Source organism: Paenibacillus spiritus (assembly GCF_008710135.1).
In the GTDB taxonomy this organism is placed as follows: Bacteria; Bacillota; Bacilli; order Paenibacillales; family Paenibacillaceae; genus Paenibacillus_AQ; species Paenibacillus_AQ glufosinatiresistens.
Map to the genome: position 1 here is coordinate 1 of NZ_VYKK01000018.1, position 22301 is coordinate 22301.

General features: G+C 53.3%; 21 protein-coding genes. 18 read left to right on the forward strand and 3 right to left on the reverse strand.

Features of this window, described 5'->3' with window-relative positions:
* A partial coding sequence (locus F4V43_RS13520; RefSeq protein WP_150458781.1) for a hypothetical protein occupies window positions 1–277 on the reverse strand: 277 nt, incomplete at its 3' end.
* Window positions 278–326: 49 nt separating this feature from the next.
* On the opposite strand from F4V43_RS13520, the gene F4V43_RS19875 reads away from it, so the two are divergent.
* From F4V43_RS19875 to F4V43_RS13570, 10 genes are all read left to right on the forward strand, one after another.
* Window positions 327–1433 carry a hypothetical protein gene (locus F4V43_RS19875; protein ID WP_223879890.1) on the forward strand — a complete coding sequence of 369 codons (1107 nt, stop codon included), beginning with the start codon at window positions 327–329 and terminating at the stop codon, window positions 1431–1433.
* Window positions 1434–1441: 8 nt separating this feature from the next.
* Complete coding sequence (locus F4V43_RS13530; protein WP_150458782.1) at window positions 1442–1750, forward strand: hypothetical protein; 309 nt, start codon at window positions 1442–1444, stop codon at window positions 1748–1750.
* Between the two features lie 339 nt (window positions 1751–2089).
* The gene (locus F4V43_RS19880; RefSeq protein ID WP_223879891.1) at window positions 2090–2380 is read left to right on the forward strand and encodes an EndoU domain-containing protein; all 291 of its coding nucleotides are present in this window, start codon (window positions 2090–2092) and stop codon (window positions 2378–2380) included.
* Between the two features lie 26 nt (window positions 2381–2406).
* On the forward strand, window positions 2407–2820 hold the full coding sequence (locus F4V43_RS13540) for a hypothetical protein (protein WP_150458783.1): 414 nt from the start codon (window positions 2407–2409) through the stop codon (window positions 2818–2820).
* 436 nt (window positions 2821–3256) lie between these two features.
* Entirely contained in the window at window positions 3257–3571 is a 315-nt protein-coding gene (locus F4V43_RS13545; protein WP_150458784.1) for a hypothetical protein, read from the forward strand.
* A 574-nt stretch (window positions 3572–4145) separates the two neighbouring features.
* Complete coding sequence (locus F4V43_RS13550) at window positions 4146–4625, forward strand: hypothetical protein (protein ID WP_150458785.1); 480 nt, start codon at window positions 4146–4148, stop codon at window positions 4623–4625.
* Between the two features lie 55 nt (window positions 4626–4680).
* The gene (locus F4V43_RS13555) at window positions 4681–4884 is read left to right on the forward strand and encodes a polymorphic toxin type 28 domain-containing protein (protein WP_150458786.1); all 204 of its coding nucleotides are present in this window, start codon (window positions 4681–4683) and stop codon (window positions 4882–4884) included.
* Window positions 4885–4965: 81 nt separating this feature from the next.
* Window positions 4966–5370 (forward strand): hypothetical protein, encoded by a 405-nt coding sequence (locus F4V43_RS13560; protein WP_223879892.1) that lies wholly within the window; start codon window positions 4966–4968, stop codon window positions 5368–5370.
* Between the two features lie 119 nt (window positions 5371–5489).
* Window positions 5490–5885, forward strand: a complete 396-nt coding sequence (locus tag F4V43_RS13565) for an immunity protein YezG family protein (protein WP_150458787.1) — start codon at window positions 5490–5492, stop codon at window positions 5883–5885.
* Window positions 5886–6251: 366 nt separating this feature from the next.
* Window positions 6252–6968 carry a hypothetical protein gene (locus F4V43_RS13570; RefSeq protein ID WP_150458788.1) on the forward strand — a complete coding sequence of 239 codons (717 nt, stop codon included), beginning with the start codon at window positions 6252–6254 and terminating at the stop codon, window positions 6966–6968.
* Between the two features lie 182 nt (window positions 6969–7150).
* Here the strand turns inward: F4V43_RS13570 and F4V43_RS13575 are convergent, their stop codons facing one another.
* Both F4V43_RS13575 and F4V43_RS13580 read right to left on the reverse strand, forming a co-directional pair.
* Window positions 7151–7693 (reverse strand): hypothetical protein, encoded by a 543-nt coding sequence (locus tag F4V43_RS13575; protein ID WP_150458789.1) that lies wholly within the window; start codon window positions 7691–7693, stop codon window positions 7151–7153.
* A gap of 10 nt (window positions 7694–7703) precedes the next feature.
* On the reverse strand, window positions 7704–8858 hold the full coding sequence (locus F4V43_RS13580; RefSeq protein WP_191089579.1) for an ROK family transcriptional regulator: 1155 nt from the start codon (window positions 8856–8858) through the stop codon (window positions 7704–7706).
* A 255-nt stretch (window positions 8859–9113) separates the two neighbouring features.
* Between F4V43_RS13580 and xylA the strand changes: the two genes are divergently transcribed.
* The 8 genes from xylA (at window position 9114) to F4V43_RS13620 (ending at window position 22166) form a co-directional block, all read left to right on the forward strand.
* Complete coding sequence (xylA, locus tag F4V43_RS13585; RefSeq protein WP_150458791.1) at window positions 9114–10430, forward strand: xylose isomerase; 1317 nt, start codon at window positions 9114–9116, stop codon at window positions 10428–10430.
* Window positions 10431–10569: 139 nt separating this feature from the next.
* The gene (gene xylB / locus F4V43_RS13590) at window positions 10570–12066 is read left to right on the forward strand and encodes a xylulokinase (RefSeq protein WP_150458792.1); all 1497 of its coding nucleotides are present in this window, start codon (window positions 10570–10572) and stop codon (window positions 12064–12066) included.
* 46 nt (window positions 12067–12112) lie between these two features.
* A complete protein-coding gene (locus F4V43_RS13595) occupies window positions 12113–13645 on the forward strand; it encodes a response regulator transcription factor (protein ID WP_191089580.1) in 1533 nt (510 codons plus the stop codon).
* Window positions 13646–13835: 190 nt separating this feature from the next.
* Window positions 13836–15650, forward strand: coding sequence for a sensor histidine kinase (locus F4V43_RS13600; RefSeq protein WP_317983789.1), 1815 nt, complete (start codon window positions 13836–13838; stop codon window positions 15648–15650).
* 202 nt (window positions 15651–15852) lie between these two features.
* A complete protein-coding gene (locus tag F4V43_RS13605) occupies window positions 15853–16755 on the forward strand; it encodes an ABC transporter permease (protein ID WP_223879895.1) in 903 nt (300 codons plus the stop codon).
* A gap of 13 nt (window positions 16756–16768) precedes the next feature.
* Window positions 16769–17674, forward strand: coding sequence for a carbohydrate ABC transporter permease (locus F4V43_RS13610; RefSeq protein WP_150458795.1), 906 nt, complete (start codon window positions 16769–16771; stop codon window positions 17672–17674).
* Window positions 17675–17890: 216 nt separating this feature from the next.
* Complete coding sequence (locus tag F4V43_RS13615; protein WP_150458796.1) at window positions 17891–19648, forward strand: ABC transporter substrate-binding protein; 1758 nt, start codon at window positions 17891–17893, stop codon at window positions 19646–19648.
* Between the two features lie 115 nt (window positions 19649–19763).
* Window positions 19764–22166: a glycosyl hydrolase family 95 catalytic domain-containing protein gene (locus tag F4V43_RS13620; protein WP_150458797.1), complete on the forward strand. Its 2403-nt coding sequence runs from the start codon at window positions 19764–19766 to the stop codon at window positions 22164–22166.
* Window positions 22167–22301: the final 135 nt, after the last annotated feature.

The following is a 22301-nucleotide window of genomic DNA, read 5'->3' on the forward strand; positions in this document are numbered from 1 at the left end:
GCGTTCCCTTGAACACGGCGGTGGGTTCGAACGGAGTTCCGCTGGTATACGTGAATGCAAGTTCGGGCAGCAGCGCGCCCAGGTCGGGCAGCGTGAGCAGCGGCAGTGTTCCCTTGAATACGCCGGTGGGCTCGAACGGAGTTCCGCTGACGTATCTCAATTCAAGTTCCGGCAGCAGCGCGCCCAGGTCGGGCAGCAGTAGCAGCGGCAGCGTTCCCTTGAACACACCATTGGGCTCGAACGGAGTTCCGCTGGTATATACCAATTCGGCCAGCACCACTGTTAAGCCGTCCGCGGCTTCTGTTCCAAAAGTCAACGAGGCCAGTATGCAAAGTTTATTGCAGCAATTTGGCCGGGATACGGGATATACTTTATTCCCGGGAGAAGTGAGCGAGACTTTCAATCGGGAATCACTTAAATTCAAGCAATACGCTTTACAACAAGGTTATGACCCCGTAACCTTCGATTATATCCCGCCACAGGAACGATCGGCTGCTCATCAGAAATACGACGGTGCCTATTTTGGCAATCTGCAGATGGAGGTGGATGCCTACCAACAGCAGATCCCGCTCGGCCTGCAATTGGCTACCACCTTCGGGGAAGGCGTTATGGACGGTGCCTGGCATGAGGCCGGACAAGCTGCCCAGTTTGCCTATTTAGCAGCAACAGATTTACCAAAGGCAGTGGGGCAGGTGAAGGATCAGGCGGGACAAATCCTGTATGCGTCCACCCATTTGACGGAAACGGCGACGAATGCCTATCAGATGACACAGCAAGCCTATACGGCCTTGAAGCAGATGAGCCCGGAAGAACGGGCGAGAGTCCTTGGGGAAAAGGCCGGAGAATTAGCTGTGGACGCGCTACTCACAAAGGGAGCAGGCGCTCTTGGAAAAGAGGCGCTGAATGCCACGCTGGAGACGGCCGGGACATTAGCCCAAAAGGCCGGAGAGCTTTTGCCTAAACCGGGCGCTGTACTGACCACGCCTGAAGGCATCCGAATCCCGGTGAGCGAAGCGGAGGCTGATTGGGTCCGGAAGATAGAGGGAGGAGTTGAGGGGACGGGTGATCTTAAACCACAAGGACTTATGGACGAACTTGCAAATAGTGGAGTAAAGTATAATCCAAATGATGTTGTTGCTGTAACAAGAAATGCTGATGGTAAATTAGTATGGATTGAAAATGGAAACTCACAGGCAGGGTTAAATCATATTCTTAATCATGCTGATGATTTTGCCGCCAAAGGAATTAGTCAAGGTCAATTGCCTGAATTTATAACAAAGGCAGTAAGTGGTGGGAAAATTGTGGGATATCAAGGCAAGGGAACTGGCAGACCAATTTACGAGGTCAGCTTCAATGGACAGACGCAAAGGGTTGCAATAACTACAGGCAACAATGGATTTATTGTAGGTGCAAATCCAGTGTCGATAAAATAGGAGGGAATATGAAAAAAATAAAACTATACTTAGAGTATCAGTGCTATCCAATGTGGATTTACGATGAAGTTGGTGAGTTGGTTGACAATAATATTGCTATTGAACTTGAGAATGATTCCTTCATTGCTAAAGCGTTAGATGAAATTCAAGAAACGTATGATAGCTTGTTTGAGGATAATGAAGTGAATTTTGAATTTAAGGGATTTGCTCAGGAACAAGATAGAGAGGATTTTCTACGTTTAGTTAACGAAATCGTCATTTCCATTGAGAGAAAATTAAGCAATAAATATAAGGTCGAAAACAAGATTAATCTTTAAAGCTTTATTTCCTTGATTGGCTTTATGCCTTTCAAGGTTTCTTTTTTGGTGGGGCTACCCAGTGCCTAATGAATTCATCATTCAACCCATAACTCAATATAACCCATGTAATACCCGTATAAAGATATTATCATTCCATTGTGCGTACAACGAAGACTGAATTTTATACCCTAAGTAACGCTATTCCATTAAACAGGTCGATTATGGTCAGACACCACCATGATTGACCTGTTTTTTGTTATTCTTTGTTTGCGGACTGAATAGTGGGGCAAGCAATCAGGCTGAACAAAGGAAACCGCGACAAATGCCTATCAGATGACACAGCAAGCCTATACGGCCTTGAAGCAGATGAGCCCGGAAGATCGGACGAAAGTGCTTGGGGAAAAGGCCGGAGAGTTAGCTGTGGACGCGGTACTCACAAAGGGAGCAGGAGCGCTTGGAAAAGAGGCGCTGAATGCCATACCTGATGTTGGTAATACACCAACCATATCTACAAGATTGAGGGATGGAGCAACTTGGCATAGAGCTACTATAAATGGTATAGAAATTGATGTAATCAAAGATGGCGATGATGTAACTAGCGGATATCCAACAGGTACGATAAATTCGTCACGCCCATCAGGTTTTTAGCCCAATTTTAAGTGGAGGCATCAAATATGTTCAAAGAACTAGATAACCTTTTATCTGCTGAAGCAACAGTAGATTCTTGGTACGATGATGGCTGTGTCATAGCTAGCGAGATACTTCTAGAGTTTAGTCCAAGTGATTGGGATGAACTTTCAAATCAGGTGCTTAGTAAGCCAATAGAATGGCAAAGAAAAATAGCATATTGCTTGGATAACAAGTGTAATGTTCATGAACTTAACATTCTAATCTCTTTGCTCAGTACTAATGATAGCGAATTATTCGAGATAGGCATCGATACGTTAAGAAGTTATTCAAATCAAGAAAGTAGAAATATGATACTGGATAACACCCAGATTCTACAACGTGTAAATGATTTACTCCCTACTGCTAGCATACCAGTAAGGAAAATACTCGAAGATTTTCGTGCTAAAATCCGTTCGTAATATTTAGATTTCAGGTTTGGATGTAATATTTTTTTGGCAATGTGCCTAGCCATGCATCACGCACCGCCTAAGTAGCGTGCGGGAGATAAAGGAGCCGAGCAAATTTAGCTTTTCCTGTTCGTACGAAGATTAAAGTCAAAGAATGCATTCAGAAGCTAGGGCCCTGTATCCCATCTAATGGGAGGGTTTCGTAGTTGCATGTATGATTTATTGATCCTAGACTGGAATGAAGGTAAGGTTTGACCCGGGAAAACCGGGAGCGAATGGCTTTGAGGGCAAAGACCATTACCATGTTAATAATCCGAATAGTAACATAAAAATATATAATTATATTGACACAAATGGTAATCCTGTTGCTAAAGGCTCAAAAGCGTCTCATATCGTCCCGTAGGAGGAGATTATTATTAAACCAACTGAGTTGCTGGCGACTTTTGACTTGCACGATAACATTGTAGAGGACATTGAATATTTGCTTAATGAGAATAAGGTTCAAATCAAACTCGACTTGTGTCAGTGGAAGCAAGCAAATTATGATGAATCTGAACCCGAGATGCAGGCGGGGGTACTGACTTTCACTGATGTAGGCTCGTTTCAGATTGAACCGCCAAAGTTTATGATTAACAGCAATGAGATTCTCGAAGTGAAAGTCCAAGATGATAAGGGGAATATAGAAATCATTCTTGCAGGTAATGATGATGTTGGAAAGGTCTGCATTGTAGCTCAGGACGTTTACTGGGAAGTATGCGACTAAAAGCGGCGGGGGCTACCCAGTGCCGAATAAACAGGTCGATTATGGTCAGATAACCCATGATAGGCCTGTTTTTTGTTATCTTCGTTTTCTTACAGGTTTTTGAAAAAAATCGCAACTTTGCGAACAGATACCCCGATAGATATAGTGTCGGGTACATCGCAACTATTTTATAGTCCGACAACTATATTGTCAGGACTATACTGAACATTTCACAACGGGAAAGTCATGTGTTAAAGGCTAGCCACCTGCCCTCTAATTAAGCCAAAAAGTTATTAAGCGAAAATCAACGAATTACTGATAGCAATAAGTAATAAATTAAGCTAATTTCATTTATGTTGGACGGCGGGGTGTTTCGTACTAAAGGGTTCAAGGTGGCGAAATGCCAAATGCTAGCCAAGTTAGAATACAGCTTGATGTAAATACAAATGTGATACCGAACAAAGAAGCGATCCTTCGTAATCAATGGGAGCAGCACCATATGAATTTCCTGCCCCTTGGATTCAGTGGCTTGAAGAGGATGATAAAATAAAAAAATAGAATTATCGAGGTACTTGAATGCTGAGGAGGAGGCAAAGTGCTTAAGAAGCCGAAGTATGCTGAGACTGTAATAGTTCTTGTTAAAAATAAGAACCATTTCAGATGGTTTGTTGCAGATAAGGAGATATGGTTTTTAGATTTGAAAAAACTAAATTCTTCATATCTTGAGAAAGGATATAACATTCCTGATCCTGATGATTTCTCCGACAGATTTAATATTGCCGTAGTAAGCGAGGAAACGGCGGAAGACTTCCTCCTACAGCTTAGTGACTTCGAGGCAAGAACAGAAGAATTAAGGGAGATGTTAGAACAGAGAACGTATAGTCATATTTCAGATATGTTACCTTCCCTATACGTGGATTTTGATAATAAGGAGTTGACATCCTACTATCCCGAGCCTGCGTCTTATGAATTTTATGTGCCGGATGGATGGCTGGGAAAGTACGGGCAATTTATAGAGGTCATTCCTGAGGTCTATCGTTATTGGATAATACAAGGAACAAATCAATTTTTGTAAGGAGAATAACGTATTCGGTTACATCGAATAGGTCGATTATGGTCAGACGCCACCAATGATTGATCATGCTCAAGAAGTTTCTGATGCATATCGTGGTTTAGTTGATTTAAAAAGAAGTTGGGAAGGGATGCTGAAAAATCCTAATTTAGATGCTGAACTTCGACAAATTTACACATCTAAGTTTAATGAGGTAAATTCTAAAATGGAAAAAATTGAGACTATGTTTAATCCACATGGCGGAGTGTTTCCACCTAATTAAGGATTGGAGTAATGTATATGATTAATAGAAAAAAGACATTAAAAGAGTATTTGACTGATCAAGAATATGAAAGTGTAGTATATGTCACTACCTGTATGGCACTTGGAAATCACCGGGAAGTGTCTATGTGAGTTATCTAATTTTGATTTGATTCGTTGTATCAGACAGGATGTTTTTACAGATTTAGTGACGTTTGAAATTATTGAAAGGATTGATGAACAGAATACACCTTTCTATGCTGATATTGATTCAATAGAATTAATGGAAAAGTTATCATCTGTTCATTCGGAAATACTCTCTGCATATAAGAGTAAATTAGACAGAATGATTGAAAACGTTGAAAAAAACGAATTAATAGATTTAGCGGATATTTGGATGTTCGATGAACAGAAGGAAACGTATCAAGGCTATATCAATATAATAAAAAATAAAATTCTGGAGTGCTACGATATAAATGCAATCGAAAAACACCCTCGTATGAAATAAAATGAAAGCTGACGAGGAGATTAAAGAAGATGCAGTAAGATTGAGCGATGAGATGGTACCAAAGAAAGCCGCCGAGCAGTTAGGCTTACCCTACTATACCTTGCAGGAATGGATAGAAAATGGAAATTTTATTCCAAAAAATTGCAAATATATTAAATAGCATGATTCCGGAAGATTGGGACAGAGTGTCACTCTATGCTGAGGTTAGGGAAGGTTTCTCACAGGTTTTTTTCTACTATTACCCTATCGGCTCTGATAAACCAATTTATAGTTTGGATATTTTGGATATCTCCAGTGTAGACAAACGGAAACACAGAGAATTAAAGCATCAGCTTTATGAATTTTTTGAGGAACTTTGGAATGAGTTTAAGGTTCAAGAACAAGAGCAATGGACGAGTTTGACCTATTTACTAGATATTTCGGGTAAAATGAAAGTCAACTACGGCTATGAAGATATTTCACTTCTTAGTCCAGTTAAGAAACAAGAAAAGTGGGAAGCGGAATACCTGCGTTAATAATTAATACAATTAAGACCTTGTGTGGTAGAAATACTCAGTGCTGAAGAACCCATCATTCAAGGTAGTCTCAATCGGCTTCCCGTTTCGAGCCGCATACAGGGGACGTAGGCAGGATAGATCTGGTTCATCCCCTAGATAAGAATAATGGTTACTATGGGCAGGTCGATTATGGTTGGATACAACCATAAAGGCCTGTTTTTGTTAATCTCGTTTCAGAAACGAGCTGAAGTTAAGGAAATCTCCGCGTAGGAGGTGGAGATGTCGACTAGTGGATTCGGGCGGTTCAGCCGAACCGCTGTCGGTGAAACGGCAAGTCTCTTTATCCGTTAAATATGGTATCAGAACAAAAGGGAGACTATGGGGATGGATCAGTTTTTTGAAACAAAACTCACCATGTTGAAGCATGAAAAGGAAATTTGGAAGGAGTATCAAAAAGCGGAGAGAAAGCGTCATCGGCGCTATAGGAATTGGATCACCATCTCTGTAAGGAGTGCAGCCCTTTTATTGAGCATTCTTGGTGTTGTCGGAGTACCTTGGATCATCATTACCCGACAACTGGTTTGGTATTGGCAGATTATAGATGTTAGTGTGATGTTTGCAGGGTATTTCCTACTCAAACTTGCCGATAACCTTGAATTCGGCCTTATGGCGAAATCTGCCCCCTTCCATGCTCTAAAGCCGGATTCTCCTCCCTGGCTCTTCTTCGAGCTGGAGCGCCATCCCCTTCACATAGCATTTCTGGCACACGAACTGGGCATGTATATTTCAACGATCTCTCCAGAACAGCGCAAGCAACTTTCGAATATTTTTCTAAAGCGGTCAGAAACTGCAAAACGAAAAGTGTGGTTTACGCTTTCAATGATTGGCGTGTTTTCCTTTGCTTCCTATGGAGCATTTGTACAAGCTGCTCTTGGTCTGGATACAGACGTTAAGAAGATGATGGAGGATTCTATAATTTACACTATTCTCTCGATGACCTTTGTTATCGTGGTTGTGTTCAATCGGTTCTCTCTGGAGAAAAGCGTTTTAAAAAAGTCGGTAGATTATCAGATACTCTCCGAGCTTTTGTCCGATTGCTAATTTATGGGTCCTCTCCTGCTTCAAGCGAAAGATAAGGTCTGACTTTATATCCAACCCTCATGAAATACCCGTATAAGAACTTTAGTTTCAGTAGTAAGACATCCATGCTTCAAGTTGAACAGGCTACCAAGGCAGGCTCCGTACCCGCCAAGATAGGCCTGTTCTTTGTTATCCAGCGTTATTCAAAAAAAGGTCTGCTGAAGCTGGTTCAGCCATTCATTCGGGAAGTGTCCGGAATGGAGGTCGGACAGAATGAGATGCAGCGACTTCAGGCTGCCATCTACTTGTTCGGGGCCAAGCACGCCCAGGCGGATAGCGGTTCGGTATTCATCCAGATCCAGTACCTGGTAGCTGCCGTCCGGATTTAGGGCGACGTCGATGAACAGGTCATGCACGCAGAAGACATTCGGCCGAATCTCCCGGATGTCCACAATGTCGATTAACCACCAGGGGTACCGGGTCTTGTAGTGCAGCGAGTATTGGAGGCCAAGGTCCAGGCGGTACACGATAAGAAAAGGCCGGTCGGCCGGCGATGCCGGCAGCTCCAGCAGGGTGACGTCGTCATAGCGGATATAGCGGGTGGAAGCGGCATTGTCCCGGCAGCGGCGCTCTTTGAGCGCCAGAGCCTGCGCAATGACATCCGGCGGGTTCTTCCGGATATCGGGGGCGTATTCCAGTCCGCCGTGTTCCCTGCCGACATGGTTCCAGAAGATCAGAGTCTCCACGGTGCTTCCCCTACACCCGTACCCGGACTTCGCCGAGATAGGCCAGCAGGGCGGCGATGCCCGCCCCGATCATCGTTCCGCGCGATCCGAGCTTCGAGAAGGCGATGGTCAGTTCGCGTTTGTGATAGGGCAGGGTGCGCTCGGAGACGACCCGGCGCAGCGGTTCGCCGAGCCATTCCCGGGCTTCGGAGAGCGGGCCGCCGATGACAATCAGCTCGGGGTTGAAGCTGTTGATGAGGTTGGTGATGCCGATGCCGAGATATTCGCCGATCCGCGCAAAATGTCCGGCCGCGACTGCATCGCCGGCCGCCGCCAGCCGGGTCAGCCCGCCGGTCGTACGGGCGGGCAGGTCGGCGTCGTCGTAAGTCTTCTCCGACGCGTACAGCTCCCAGCAGCCGCGGTTGCCGCAGCTGCAAGACCGGCCCTGGGCCTCGATGGTCATATGCCCGGTCTCGCCGGCATAGCCGCGGGCTCCCTTGTACAGTTCGCCGCCGATAATGATGCCCGACCCGATCCCCGAGCCGGCGCTGATATAGAGCAGATGGCGGACGCCGCGCGCCTCGCCGTAATTCAGCTCGCCCTGCGCGCCGGCATTCGCTTCATTGTCGATTGTGACCGGAACGCCGAAGGCCCGCTCCAGTCCGCTCTTGAGATCCACGCTCTCCCAGCCCAGGTTGGGCGCAAGCAGAATCAGTCCGTCCTCGTCCACCATGCCCGGGACGCCGATGCCGATTCCGACCAATCCATGGGGCGTCGCCGGAGCGAGGCCGGTCAGCTCCCGGCCCAGCGCGATCAGCGTCTCCAGCACCTCTTCCGGCCGGTGGGAGGGGAGGGCCGCCTCGCGCTCCTGCAGAATATGGCCGCCGAAGTCGCACAGCACGCCGGCCACTTCCTTAACCCGCAGTTCCATGCCGATCACACAGCCTGCGCCTTCGTTGAAATGCAGCATGAGCGGCTTGCGCCCGCCGCTGGATTCGCCGGGTCCGGCTTCGATGACCAGCTTATCCTCGCACAGCTCGGCGACCAGGTTGGAGACCGTGGCCTTATTCAGTCCCGTGAGCTGGGAGACCCGGGTCCGGGAGAGGGGAGATGCGCCGCGAATCGTGCGGAGGACAAGCGATTTATTGATTTTTTTGACGAGTGCCTGATCGCCGGTGACGTTCACAGAGAGATGCCCCATTTCGTATCGTATCGTTGGTTACAGGCCGCGTCGGCCAGTTGCTGCCCCTAAGTCTAGGACGGTCTCCGGCAAAATGCAACAGATTTCACACCCAAGTCCCGTCCGGTTCCAGGGGAATAAAATTTTTTGAATAAACTTAGTTTAACCAATATACAAAGTCAAATCCATATGCTATGATGATTTTGCAAACGCTTGCTAATGCAGGCGCTCCATTATGAAGACCAGGGAGGATTTTACCAAATGGCATACTTTGAAACGGTCGGCAAGATCAAGTATGAAGGCAGCCGTTCCACCAACCCTTACGCATTCAAATTCTACAACCCCGAAGAAGTGGTAGCCGGCAAGACGATGGAAGAGCATATGCGCTTCTCGATGGCTTATTGGCACACCCTGACAGCCGGCGGATCGGACCCGTTCGGCGCAGAAACCGCCATTCGCGGATGGGATAAATACAGCGGTATGGATAAAGCGAAAGCCCGCGTTGAAGCGGCTTTTGAATTCATGGACAAGATGGCGCTGCCGTTCTACTGCTTCCATGATGTAGACATCGCTCCGGAAGGCAGCTCGCTGCGCGAATTCTACGCCAATATTGACACCATTGTGGATCTGCTGGAAGCCGGAATGAAGACTTCGGGCAAGAAGCTGCTCTGGAATACGGCCAACATGTTCACGAATCCGCGCTACATGCACGGCGCAGGTTCGACGTGCAACGCCGATGTATACGCCCATGCCGCAGCCCAGATCAAGAAGGGTCTGGAAGTCGGCAAGCGTCTGGGCGCAGAGAATTACGTGTTCTGGGGCGGCCGCGAAGGCTACGAAACCCTGCTGAACACCGACATGGGACTGGAGCTGGACAACATTGCCCGCCTGTTCCATATGGCCAACGACTACGCGAAGGAAATCGGCTTTGAAGGCCAATTCCTGATCGAGCCGAAGCCGAAAGAGCCTACCAAGCACCAGTACGACTTCGATGCCGCTACCTGCATCTCGTTCCTGCAGAAGTACGAGTTGGACAAGGTCTTCAAGCTCAACCTGGAAGCGAACCATGCGACACTGGCCGGCCACACATTCGAACATGAACTGCGCGTTGCCCGTCTGAACGGCATGCTGGGCTCGCTCGACGCGAACCAGGGCGATCCGCAGCTCGGCTGGGATACGGATGAATTCCCGCTGAACATCTATGACGCCACGCTGACTCTGTATGAAGTGCTGATGAACGACGGTCTCGGCAAGGGCGGCATCAACTTCGACGCGAAGGTCCGCCGCCAATCGTTCGAGCCGGAGGATCTCTTCCTGGCCCACATCGCGGGTATGGACACGTACGCCAAGGGGCTGAAAGTAGCTGCCAAGCTGATTGAAGACCGCGTATTCGAGGACTTCATCGCCAAACGCTACAGCTCCTTCAAGGAAGGCATCGGAGCGGACGTCGTCGCAGGCAAGGCCACGCTGGCTTCCCTGGCCGAATATGCCCTGAATAACGAGAACCCGCGCAAGAACGAATCCGGGCGTCAGGAAATGCTGAAGGCTGTCCTGAACCAATACATTCTGGCGGAATAGAAGGCTCGCGTGAAGCCGGGCGGCGAGGCGGATGAACCGTCTCCCTCCCGGCTTTTTGACATTCGGCGCGCCGCGGAGAACGGCCGGGGAGCGGACCATTATCAGAGGAAGATTCAAGCCAAATACAGGAGGTACGTTCATGAGTTATGTAATCGGGATCGACCTGGGAACCAGCGCCGTGAAATCGGTGCTTGTAGACCGCGAAGGCAGAGTTACAGGCGAACATTCGGAGAGCTACCCGCTGATGCGCCCCAAGCCGGGCTACAGCGAGCAGAACCCGGAAGATTGGGTGAAGGGAACGCTTGTCTCGCTGAACCGGCTGGTCGAGAAGACCGGCGTCCGGCCCGCCGAGATCGACGGAATCAGCTTCTCGGGGCAGATGCACGGACTCGTGCTGGTGGATGCGGAAGGCAAGCCGCTTCGCCCGGCGATTCTGTGGAATGATACGCGCACTACGGCGCAGTGCCGGCGAATTGAGAGCACGCTCGGCGCCAAGCTGATTGACATTGCCCGGAACAAGGCGCTGGAAGGCTTCACGCTGCCGAAGCTGCTCTGGGTGCAGGAGAATGAGCCTGAACTGCTGGATCAGGCCAAGCTGTTCCTGCTCCCGAAGGATTATGTGCGCTACCGCCTGACCGGCGAATACGGCGCGGAATATTCGGATGCGGCAGGAACGCTGCTGCTGGACGCCGCCTCCAAGAGCTGGAGCGCGGAGATCGCCGAAGCCTTCAACCTGCCGCTGTCGCTCTGCCCGCCGCTTACCGAATCCTTCGGACAGACGGGCGGACTGCTGCCCGAGATCGCCGAAGCGGCCGGACTTGAGCCGGGCACCAAGGTGTTCGCAGGCGGTGCGGACAATGCCTGCGGCGCGCTGGGAGCGGGGATTCTTGGAGAAGGCAAGACGATGTGCAGCATCGGGACTTCGGGAGTCGTTCTGTCCTACGAGAGCGACAAGACGCTGAACCTTGGGGGCCGCGCCCACTTCTTCAACCATGCCGAGAAAGACGGCTATTACATCATGGGCGTAACCCTGGCGGCAGGCTACAGCCTGACCTGGTTTAAGGAGACGTTTGCCGCAGAGATGGGCTTCGATGAACTGCTTGCGGGAATTGACCGGATTCCGGCGGGAAGCGGCGGTCTGCTGTTCACGCCTTATATTGTCGGCGAACGCACGCCTCATGCGGACTCCGACATCCGGGGCAGCTTCCTCGGTATGGATTCGGGCCACACGCTGAAGCATTTTGCCCGGTCGGTGCTGGAGGGGATTACCTTCTCCCTGCGGGAGTCGGTGGATATCGTGCGGAGTTCCGGCAAGGCGGTTACCGAGATCGTCTCGATCGGGGGCGGAGCGAAGAATGCGGACTGGCTCCAGATGCAAGCCGATATATTCAATGCTACAATAATAAGGCTGGAGAGCGAGCAGGGACCTGCCCTGGGAGCGGCCATGCTGGCAGCTTACGGCGCCGGATGGTTCGACTCTCTCGGCGACTGCGCGGCCGCCTTCATCCGGACAGCCGGCCGCTACGAGCCGAACCCGGAGCAGGCGGAGCGCTATGAGAAGATCTATGCGCTGTACCGCGAAGTATACGGACAGACACAGGAACTCAACCGCCGGCTCGCTGAATTCCGCAACTAACAGAGCCCGGCATCACCCGCCGGACCAGCGACGAAGGGGTAATCCTATGATAAAAGTGCTGATCGTGGATGATGAGCCCAAGCTGAGGGAGGGGCTGCGCCTGCTCATTCCCTGGGAGGAACTGGGCTATACGGTGGTGGCTACCGCAAGCAGCGGTATCGAGGGGCTTAAACAATATCAGCTTTTTGCTCCAGAGTTGATCATCGCCGATATCCGCATGCCCGGAATGGACGGCCTGCGGATGCTGAGCGAGCTGAGGCAGGGAGGAGAAGAGTGCCATGTGCTGATTCTGAGCGGCCATGCTGACTTCGAGTATGCGAAGCAGGCCATCACGCACAGGGCTGACGGCTACCTGCTGAAGCCGGTGGATGAAGACGAACTGATCGATTATCTGAACAAGCTTCGGGAGACGATCCAGAACGAAGCGCTCCTGAAAGAGCAGAGCGGACCTGACCGGGACACGCTGCTGTATCAGCTCCTTCAGCCGGGAGGAAGCCGCGAAGCCGCCGATGAGGCGGCTGTGCTGCTCGGCGTAGCCGGCCGCGAGACCGAGGTGGTCCTGATCGAGCTGAAGCGGCCCTTGAAGAAGGAGGAAGAACGCCAAGAACGGGAGGAGCGGGCCAGACAGGCGCTGCAGCGGCGCTGGTCCGACCCCGAACGCGGCTTGTTCTTCGTCTATCCGCCTTATCTCGGTCTGCTTCTGACGGAACCGCTCCAGGATCAGGAGGCCCGGGCTGCGCTGTGGGGAGAGCTGGAGCGAATCATGCTCAAGGAGAATCTGGAGTTCTTCGCGGCTGCGGGCGGAGCGGTATCCGGCGCCGGGCTGTCCGTTCGTTCCTGCGCCGCAGCTCGCGAGCTGCTGGGTGTCCGTTTCTTCGGCGCGAAGGGCGAGCTCTTAAGCGGAGATTCTTCCTCCTGGCCGCTGCCTTCCGTTCATCCCGGAGAAGCTTCTCTCCGGGATGAGGAGCACCGGCTGCTGCTGGCCGTTGAGAGCGGCAGCGCCGGAACCATTGAAGATACGGTAACGTCCCTGCTTGGCCGGCTGGCCGCAGACAAGCAGGAGGAACGGACCGTCAAGGACCAGCTGATGCGGATTGTCAGCGGCATTTCGGCGCGGCTGGAGAGCGCCTATCCGGAGTCCCGCCCGATGATCGAGGAGAACCAACCGGCGCTGAGCCAAGCGTATACCGCCGATTACCTGAGCGAGTTCCGCGAACGGCTGATTGCCTACCTGGAGCGGGTTGCGGAAGGGCTGACCGCCGGAAGGGGAGACGAGCTCAAGCGGATTCTGGATCTGATTCAGCGCCGCTATAGCGAGAATCTCAAGCTTGGCACGCTGGCCGATATGTTCAACTACAACAGCGCCTATCTCGGCAAGATGTTCAAGAACTACACCGGCGAACATTTCAATACGTATCTGGACAAGGTGCGGATCGAGAACGCCAAGCAGTTCCTGGCGCAGGGCATGAAAGTGTATGAAGTGGCGGAGCGGGTAGGCTACGTCAACCCGGATTATTTCAATGCCAAATTCAGGAAATATGTCGGCATGTCGCCGACAGCCTACCGCAAGGAATGCTAGGCGGCACGCCAGCGCAAAGGCAGGCGGACCGCTTGCCCTTGCGCTCTGACGTCCAAGCGGCGCACCGGCCGAAGGCCGCGGTAACCAAGCAAGCAGAGCGTCTCCGCCCCGCGGACGGAGACGCTCTGCTTGTGTTTTTTTATCGGGTATTATGATAGTATAGGACCTCGGGCACGAGCCCGGCGAAGGGGTGGGTATCATCAAAAAGCTGATTCGCGCCATCAATGATATGAAGATGAAGAACAAGCTGATTCTGTTCTACTGTGTGTTCGTCATGCTCCCCGTGCTTGTGGTCGGCATCAGTCTGACCAGCTACTACCGCAGGGAGGCGCTGAGCCGAGCCATTGACCAGGCGACCAACAACGTAGCCAAGATCAAGAGCCAGATGTCCTCCATGCTGACGGTGCCGACGAACATCTCCAGTCTGCTCGTCTTTGATTCGAACCTAAGCGAGCTGGTCAATACCAGGTACGAGAGTCCGCTGCAGCTCACGAAGGCCTACCACGCCTACGAGGTTTTTGACAATTACGTTCTTCAGTATCAGGAAATCTCGAATATCCGCTTCTTTATTGACAATCCGACGCTGGTCGACAATATGTCCATCGCTCCAATCAACGACGAGATCAGGTCCAGCATCTGGTACAACTCGGTGTTGAAGAACAAAGGGACGTACTGGCTGTACATCCCCGACAAGGACATCTACAGCTCCAGCTCGACCGGATCGATCAACAAGCTGAGTCTGATTCGTCAGGTGAACTACCAGGAGTACAAGCGGACCGGGATATTGATGATTCAGATGAAGCCCGATGTATTGGCCCGCATGCTGTATCAGGAGCCCTTTGAGACGCTGGTTGCGGATCAGCAGGGCTATATCGCCGCCGCCAAGAGCCAGGAGCAGGTCGGCCGAACGCTGGATTCGCTGGACATCGGAGTCGATCTGTCGAACGATACGCGCAAGGTCATCAAGACAACCGTCAAGGGCGTGAATTCCTATGTGATTGTCGATGAACTTATGCCCCTCTACAGCATCAGCAAGCTGAAAATTATCTCGGTGTTCGCCACCGAGGATATTGTCCGCGATGCCAATCGCGTCAGCGCGCTCGGTCTGGGCATCATTCTCGGCGTTCTGGTCGTTGCGCTGGGCATGGTGAACGCCATTTCGTTCCTCATGACGAAGCGGCTGCTCCGGCTCAGCCGCCAGCTGAATCAGGTTGCGCTCGGCAATTTCAGCGTGCTGTCCAATATCGACGGCAACGACGAGATCGGCCAGCTCAGCCGGCAGTTCAACTACATGGTCGGGAGCATCAATCAGCTGATCGAACGGGTGGTCGAGACCAATGAGCGGAATAACAAGCTGGAGCTGGCCCAGAAGGAAATCAAGTTCAAGATGATGGCCAGCCAGATCAACCCGCACTTCCTGTTCAATGCGCTGGAGTCGATCCGGATGAACGCCCATATCAAAGGCGAGAAGGAAATTGCCAACACCGTCCGGCTGCTCGGCAAGCTGATGCGCAAGAACCTTGAGGTCGGCCGTGATATGGCTCCGATCAAGGATGAGATCGAGATGGTCCGCTCCTACCTGGAAATTCAGAAATTCCGTTACGAAGACCGTCTGGCGTACACGCTGAATGTCGACCCGGACTGCATGGCTACCCTCATTCCGCCGCTGATTGTTCAGCCGCTGGTGGAGAACTCGGTCATCCATGGGCTTGAGAACAAGGAAGGCACGGTTCAGGTCAAGGTGTGCATTCTGTGCCGGGACGACTATATCGATATTCGGGTCAGCGACGACGGAGCGGGGATGACGGAGGCTCGTCTGGAGGAAATCCGCAGCGTTATCGGCCGGCCGGAGGAAGAATCCAAGAACCGGATCGGACTCCGCAACGTTCACCAGCGACTTGTGCTGTACTACGGGGAGGGCAGCGGACTGCATATCGACAGCAGGGAAGGAGAGGGCACCACAATCGAATTCAGCATTCCGAGAGTGGCCGAACCGATTCAGTAACAGGGCCAGTCCTCTGGATCAATGTCAAATTTCTATATGATTTTACGTGCAATCTGCCGGGTACTGAAAGCGCATCCTTTTCGTTATCATTAAGGCATAACAACGAAGGGGGATGTAGAAAGTGGAAGCGCTAACCGAGCCAAGTGTATCGGCCAATGAAAGCGTAAACTCCTCTACCCCGCGCAAGAAGCGGTCGAATGGATTGTGGAAGAGCATTGTTCAGCAGAAGTATCTGTATATGATGTCAATTCCATTCGTAATTTGGGTGTTTATCTTCAGTTATGTACCGCTGTGGGGCTGGACGATGGCTTTCCAGAATTACAAACCGGCCAAGTCATTCAGCGAACAAAAGTGGGTAGGATTCGATAACTTCACCAGGCTGTTCCAGGATGACCGTTTCTATCTGGTACTCCGCAATACGCTCGTCATGAGCGGACTCGGCCTGGTATTCGGCTTCATCGTTCCCATTATATTCGCCGTTATGCTGAACGAACTCCGAGGCAACAAGTTCAAGCGCACGGTTCAGACCGTATCGTATCTGCCTCACTTTGTATCCTGGGTCGTGGTTGCGGGGATCGTCACCAAGATGCTCTCGATCGACGGCGGCATTATCAATCAGCTCCTCTTGTGGACGAATATTATCGACAAGCCGATTCAGTTCATGGCGGAAGGGAAATACTTCTGGGGCATTGTAACCGCCTCGGACCTGTGGAAAGAAACCGGTTGGAACGCGATCATCTATTTGGCAGCGATTACAGGCATCGACAAGGAACTGTATGAAGCCTCCCGCGTCGACGGCGCAGGCCGGTTCAAGCAAATGTTCCATATCACGCTTCCGGGTATCCGCTCTACCGTAATGGTCCTGCTGATTATGTCGATCGGCCATCTGGTCGGCATCGGCTTCGAGAAGCAGTTCCAGCTCAGCAACAACCTGGTTACCGATTATTCGGAAGTCCTGGATTTGTACGCGCTTAAATACGGCATACAGATCGGACACTTCTCATACGGCACCGCAATCAGCATGTTCACCTCCGTGGTCAGCATCATTCTGCTGCTAAGCGCCAACGGCTTGATGAAGAAATTCACGAAAGAAAGCATCATGTAAGGGGGGACCAAAGATGAACACCAAGGCTTTTAACATGACCAAGGGAGAACGCCTCTTCGACATCTTCCTCTACGTCTTTCTCGCAATCATCATGATCGTAACTTTGTATCCCTTCCTGAACGTGCTGGCTATTTCGCTGAACGAATCGGTCGATACGGTAAGAGGCGGCATCTACATCTGGCCCCGGGAATGGACACTGGAGAACTACGAGCGCATCTTTGCCTATAAAGGTCTGATCCAAGGTTTCAAAATCTCGGTTCTGCGCACCCTGGTGGGCACAATCATCGGTCTTATCAGTGCCTCGATGCTGGCCTTCACGCTCAGCCGCCAGGAATTCCGGGCCCGCAAGGCGCTGTCTACCTTCCTGGCCTTGACGATGTACGTCTCGGGCGGTCTGGTTCCGATGTACATCCTGATGAGACAGCTCGATCTGATCGGCACGTTCTGGGTCTACATTCTCCCGGGCGCCGTATCCGCCTTCAACGTATTCGTCATCCGTTCCTTCATGGACGGATTGCCATACGCCCTGCAGGAATCCGCGAAGCTGGACGGAGCGAACGACTTCAAGATCTACTACAAAATCATCATGCCGCTCTGTAAGCCGGTTCTTGCGACCATCGCTTTGTTCCTGGCCGTCGGCCAGTGGAACGAATGGTTCTCCACCTATCTCTACAACGGCAGCAAGCCTCAATTGACGACACTGCAGTACGAGCTGATGAAAGTGCTGGCTACCACCAACCAGGGCGGCGCCGGCGCAGTAAGCAATGTGAACGACATGGCGAAGCAGATGGCGAATATCTCGCCGGAATCCATCAAGATGGCCATTACCATCGTGGTTACCGTACCGATTCTCCTCGTCTATCCGTTCCTGCAGAAGTACTTCGTAGGCGGCATGACGCTCGGGGCGGTCAAAGCCTAGGAACAGCCAGTACTCAAGGGGGAAAGGGAAGTCCGGCAAGCCAGCCGGGCTCCCTGAATCTCTGCTAACAACCGGAAAAATTATGAAATTGTCGGCCGCTTCAACTCCTTTTTTACAGCTGGTGTTGTAAGCGTTACCCAAGTATCGGCATAGCCAGGCCTTGCCTGATCCATGCATAGATGAACCAGATTTAACATTATCAAGGGGGATCGAACCATGAAAAGCAAAAGCATCCGTTCCGTCTTTATGCTGACGCTCGCCAGTTCTATCATGATTGCCGGCTGCGGCGACGGAAACAACAACAATAACAAGGAAAGCAGCAAGGCCACCAACAGCGGGGCCGCTGCTTCCGCAGGCGCCTCTGCAGGCGCTTCAGCAGGCGCCGAGAAGATGGATACATCGCCAATCACGTTCTCGTTCTTCGGGGCAGACGCCAGCCCGAACTGGAACGGCATGAAGGACGACGTGGGCAAAGTGATCACCGAGAAGACCGGCGTTACCATCAACGCCGAATATGACGTAGGCAGCGGCGGCGGACAGAGCCGCATTCAGCTGATGGCCGCCAGCGGCGAAGTTCCGGACATTCTGTTCGGCAAAAGCGAAATCAAATATCTGGTCGATGCCGGCGAGCTGCTGGATCTGACCGATCTGATCGATAAGTATGCGCCGAACATCAAGAAGATCTTCGGCGACAACATGAACCGTCTGAAATACAGCAATGACGACAAGGGCATCTACTCCATTCCGACGAACGTAGGCGTGGACGGCGTAGCTTTTGACGCCGGCGGCGGCTTCGAGCTTCAGCACCGCGTGCTGGAAGAACTCGGCTATCCGGAGATCAAGACGGTGGAAGATTACGAGAAGGCACTCAAGGATTATGTTGCCAAGCATCCGGAGACGGACGGCCAGCCGACGATTCCGCTGACGCTGAACGCCGATGACTGGAAGATCATGATTACGGTAACGAACCCGGCCTTTATTACAACCGGAGCACCGGATGACGGCGAATACTATGTCAATCCGGAGACCTATGAAGCCCAGCTGCACTACAAGCGTCCGGAAGAGAAAGAATACTTCCGCTGGCTGAACAAGCTCTACAATGAAGGTCTGCTCGACAAAGACACCTTCGTGCAGAAGGATGACCAATACAAAGCCAAGATCGCCAGCGGCCGCGTACTGGGCCTGATTTCGCAGGAATGGGAGTACCAGGAAGCCGAGAACGCGCTGAAATCGGCCGGCAAGGATCAATACACCTACGCCCACTTCCCGGTGACGATGTCTTCCGAGTATAAGGATCACTCCTTCCAGAGCGTAGGGGTAGACGGCTACGGCATCAGCATCAGCAAGAACTGCAAGGACCCGGTTCGCGCCATTAAGTTCATGGATTGGCTCGCTTCCGAAGAAGGCCAGGTTCTGCTGAACTGGGGCGTTGAAGGCAAGCACTACACGGTTGACGCCAACGGCAAGCGCACCATTCCGGCCGACGTGCTGGATAAGAAGGTCAACGACAACTCCAACTTTGCCAAAGAAACCGGCATCGGCCTCTACACAGCGTTTGCTCCGCACTACGGCGACGGCGTGAAGGATTCGACAGGCAACTACTACACCACGAACTTCCCTGAGCAGATTACGGCAAGCTACTCGGAAGCCGAGAAGAAATCGCTGGCTGCTTATAAAGCGACGACCTGGAAAGACCTGTTCCCGCAGGAATCGGATTTCGAACCGAAGGCATGGGGCGCGCTGTACAACATGGCGGTTCCGACCGACGGCGACTATCAGGTGATCTACCAGAAGACGCAGGACATCGTCCGCAAGCGGATTCCGGAAGCCGTTCTCTCCAAGATAACGGACTTTGACAAGGTATACGACGGATTCCTGCAGGAGCTGGACAAAGCCGGCGCCAAGGATATGGAAGCCCAGTATACGGAGCTCGTGAAGAAGAGAGTCGAGCTGTTCACAGGCAAAGCCCTGTAAGGCAACGGCCGCTTGGCCGAATGAAGGATAACTGCCAGAGACCCCGACCTTGCGTCAGGGTCTTTGCGCATTCCGGAGGCGTCGGCCGCCCGCGAAGGGAGAAAGGATGGGGAGCATGAACGGGAATACGGAGAAGGCGGAAGGCAGGAACTGGAGACTGCTGTATGACAAGCCGGCATCGGTCTGGGAAGAGGCGCTGCCGCTCGGGAACGGCGGCTTCGGAGCGATGCTGTTCGGCGGCGGGGCGCGCGAGCTGGTGCAGCTCAATGACGATACGCTGTGGTCGGGGTTCCCCCGGGACACGAACAATTATGAGGCCATCCGCCATTTGGGCAAGGCGCGCGAGCTGGTATTTGCCGGCAAGTATGCGGAGGCGCAGGAATGGGTCAATGCGCGGATGCTGGGCGTGAACTGCCAGGCGTATATGCCGCTCGGCAGTCTGCATCTGGAGCTGGAAGGCGGACGGGAAGGCCACGCCTACCGGCGTCTCCTCGATCTGGACAGCGGCATCGCCCGGGTCGAGGCGGAGGCCGGAGGCCATCCGGTCCTTCGGGAAGCGTTCGTTAGCGTCCCCGACGGAGTGTGCGTAGTGCGGGTGGAAGGGAGGGCTGGAAGCCTGAACGCCCGGGTGACGGCAGACAGCCCTCTCCGCTATGAGACGGCTTCCTTGCCGGAAGCCGGACTGGTCATGAAGGGTCGCGCGCCCTCGAACATCGCCGACAACTATTTCGGCGACCATCCGCTCTCGGTACTGTACGAAGAGAACCTCGGCATGACCTTTGCGCTTCATATTCATGCTGTCGCCCAGGGCGGCAGCGTCGTCTCCAGGGATGGCGTCCTGACGATTCGGAATGCGGACAGCTTCACGCTGCTGCTTGCGGCCGAGACGAATTATGAAGAACTCCGGCGGCGGGCCGCGCATCTCCCGGCAGATTCGGAGGGAGCCCGCCCGAGCGCCCGGCTGCCGGGAGCGGCCGAGCGCGTTCTTCGGGCGGGAAGGCGCTCCTACCCAGAGCTGCGCAGCCGGCATGCCGGGGAGCATCAGGCCCTGTTCCGGCGGGTGGACCTCGATCTCGGCGGAACCGGACGGGACGATATTCCGACAGACCGGCGTCTGGCGGCCTATCGGGAAGGAGGCGCAGACCCGGCGCTGGAAGCGCTGCTGTTCCAGTACGGCCGCTATCTGCTCATGGCCAGTTCGCGGCCGGGAACCCAGGCGGCGAATCTGCAGGGCATCTGGAATCCCCATGTGCAGCCGCCGTGGAACAGCGATTATACGACCAACATCAATACCCAGATGAATTACTGGCCGGCCGAGGTGTGCAATCTGGCCGAATGCCATGAGCCGCTGTTCGACCTTATCGCCGAAGCGAGCCGGACGGGAGCGCGGACGGCCGCGATCCACTACGGAGCGCGCGGCTGGGTCGCCCATCACAATATGGATCTGTGGCGGATGACGTCCCCGACCGGCGGGGACGCCAGCTGGGCCTTCTGGCCGATGGGCGGCGTCTGGCTGTGCCGGCATCTGTGGGAGCATGATGCTTTTCACCCTTCGGAGCCGTTCCTCCGGGAGACGGCCTACCCGCTGATGAAGGGAGCCGCGCTCTTCTGTCTGGATTGGCTGGTGGAAGCGCCGGACGGCTTCCTCGTCACCAATCCTTCGACCTCGCCCGAGAACCGCTTCCTGACCGCGGACGGGGTCAGCTGCTCGATCTCGGCCGGATCGGCGATGGACATGACGCTGATCCGGGAACTGCTGGAGAACTGCATGGAAGCAGCCGAAAGACTTGGAATTGACGCAGAGTTCCGGGAAGAGCTGAAGGCGGCGGCGGACCGGCTGGCTCCGCTGCGCATCGGCGAAGACGGGCGGCTGCTGGAATGGTCGCAGCCGTTCTCCGAAGCCGAGCCCGGCCACCGGCATGTCTCCCATCTGTACGGCTTGTATCCGGGCGATCTCATTAACGCCCGGGATACGCCTGAACTGGTGGAAGCGGCCCGGCGGTCGCTGCAGTACCGGATCGAGAATGGGGGCGGGCATACGGGATGGAGCTGCGCCTGGCTGATCAACCTTCACGCCCGGCTGGGCGACGGGGAGGGCGCTTACCGCTTCGTCCGCACGCTCTTGACCCGGTCGGTCTATCCGAATCTGTTCGACGCGCATCCGCCGTTCCAGATCGACGGCAACTTCGGGGCGGCGGCGGGCATCGCCGAAATGCTGCTGCAGAGCCATCTCGGCGAGCTTCATCTGCTGCCTGCGCTCCCGGAATCCTGGGCGTCGGGCCGCGTGCAGGGTCTCCGCGCGCGCGGCGGCTACACGGTCGATATGGAATGGGCGGAAGGAACCATCCGGTCCGTGCGGATTACGGCCGGCCGGGACGGCCAGCTCCGGCTGCGCTGCGGCGGAGGGGAAGAGCTGGCCGAAGCCGGCGGAGCGCAGCCGGAAGCGGACGGCAGCTACCGGATGAAGAGCGGTGAGACGCGGGTCTGGACGTCTTCGCCCGGAGCCGCGCCCCTCTGAACACCGTAAGACGGTTCTATGGACAGTCCTTTGGACGGTCTGTGGAGCCGTCTCTTTTTTTGGCCGAAGCGGGTCTTATTCCGCGCGCCGTGAGTACCGATAATAAAGGTAGGTCTGAACACCGTGCCATCCTGG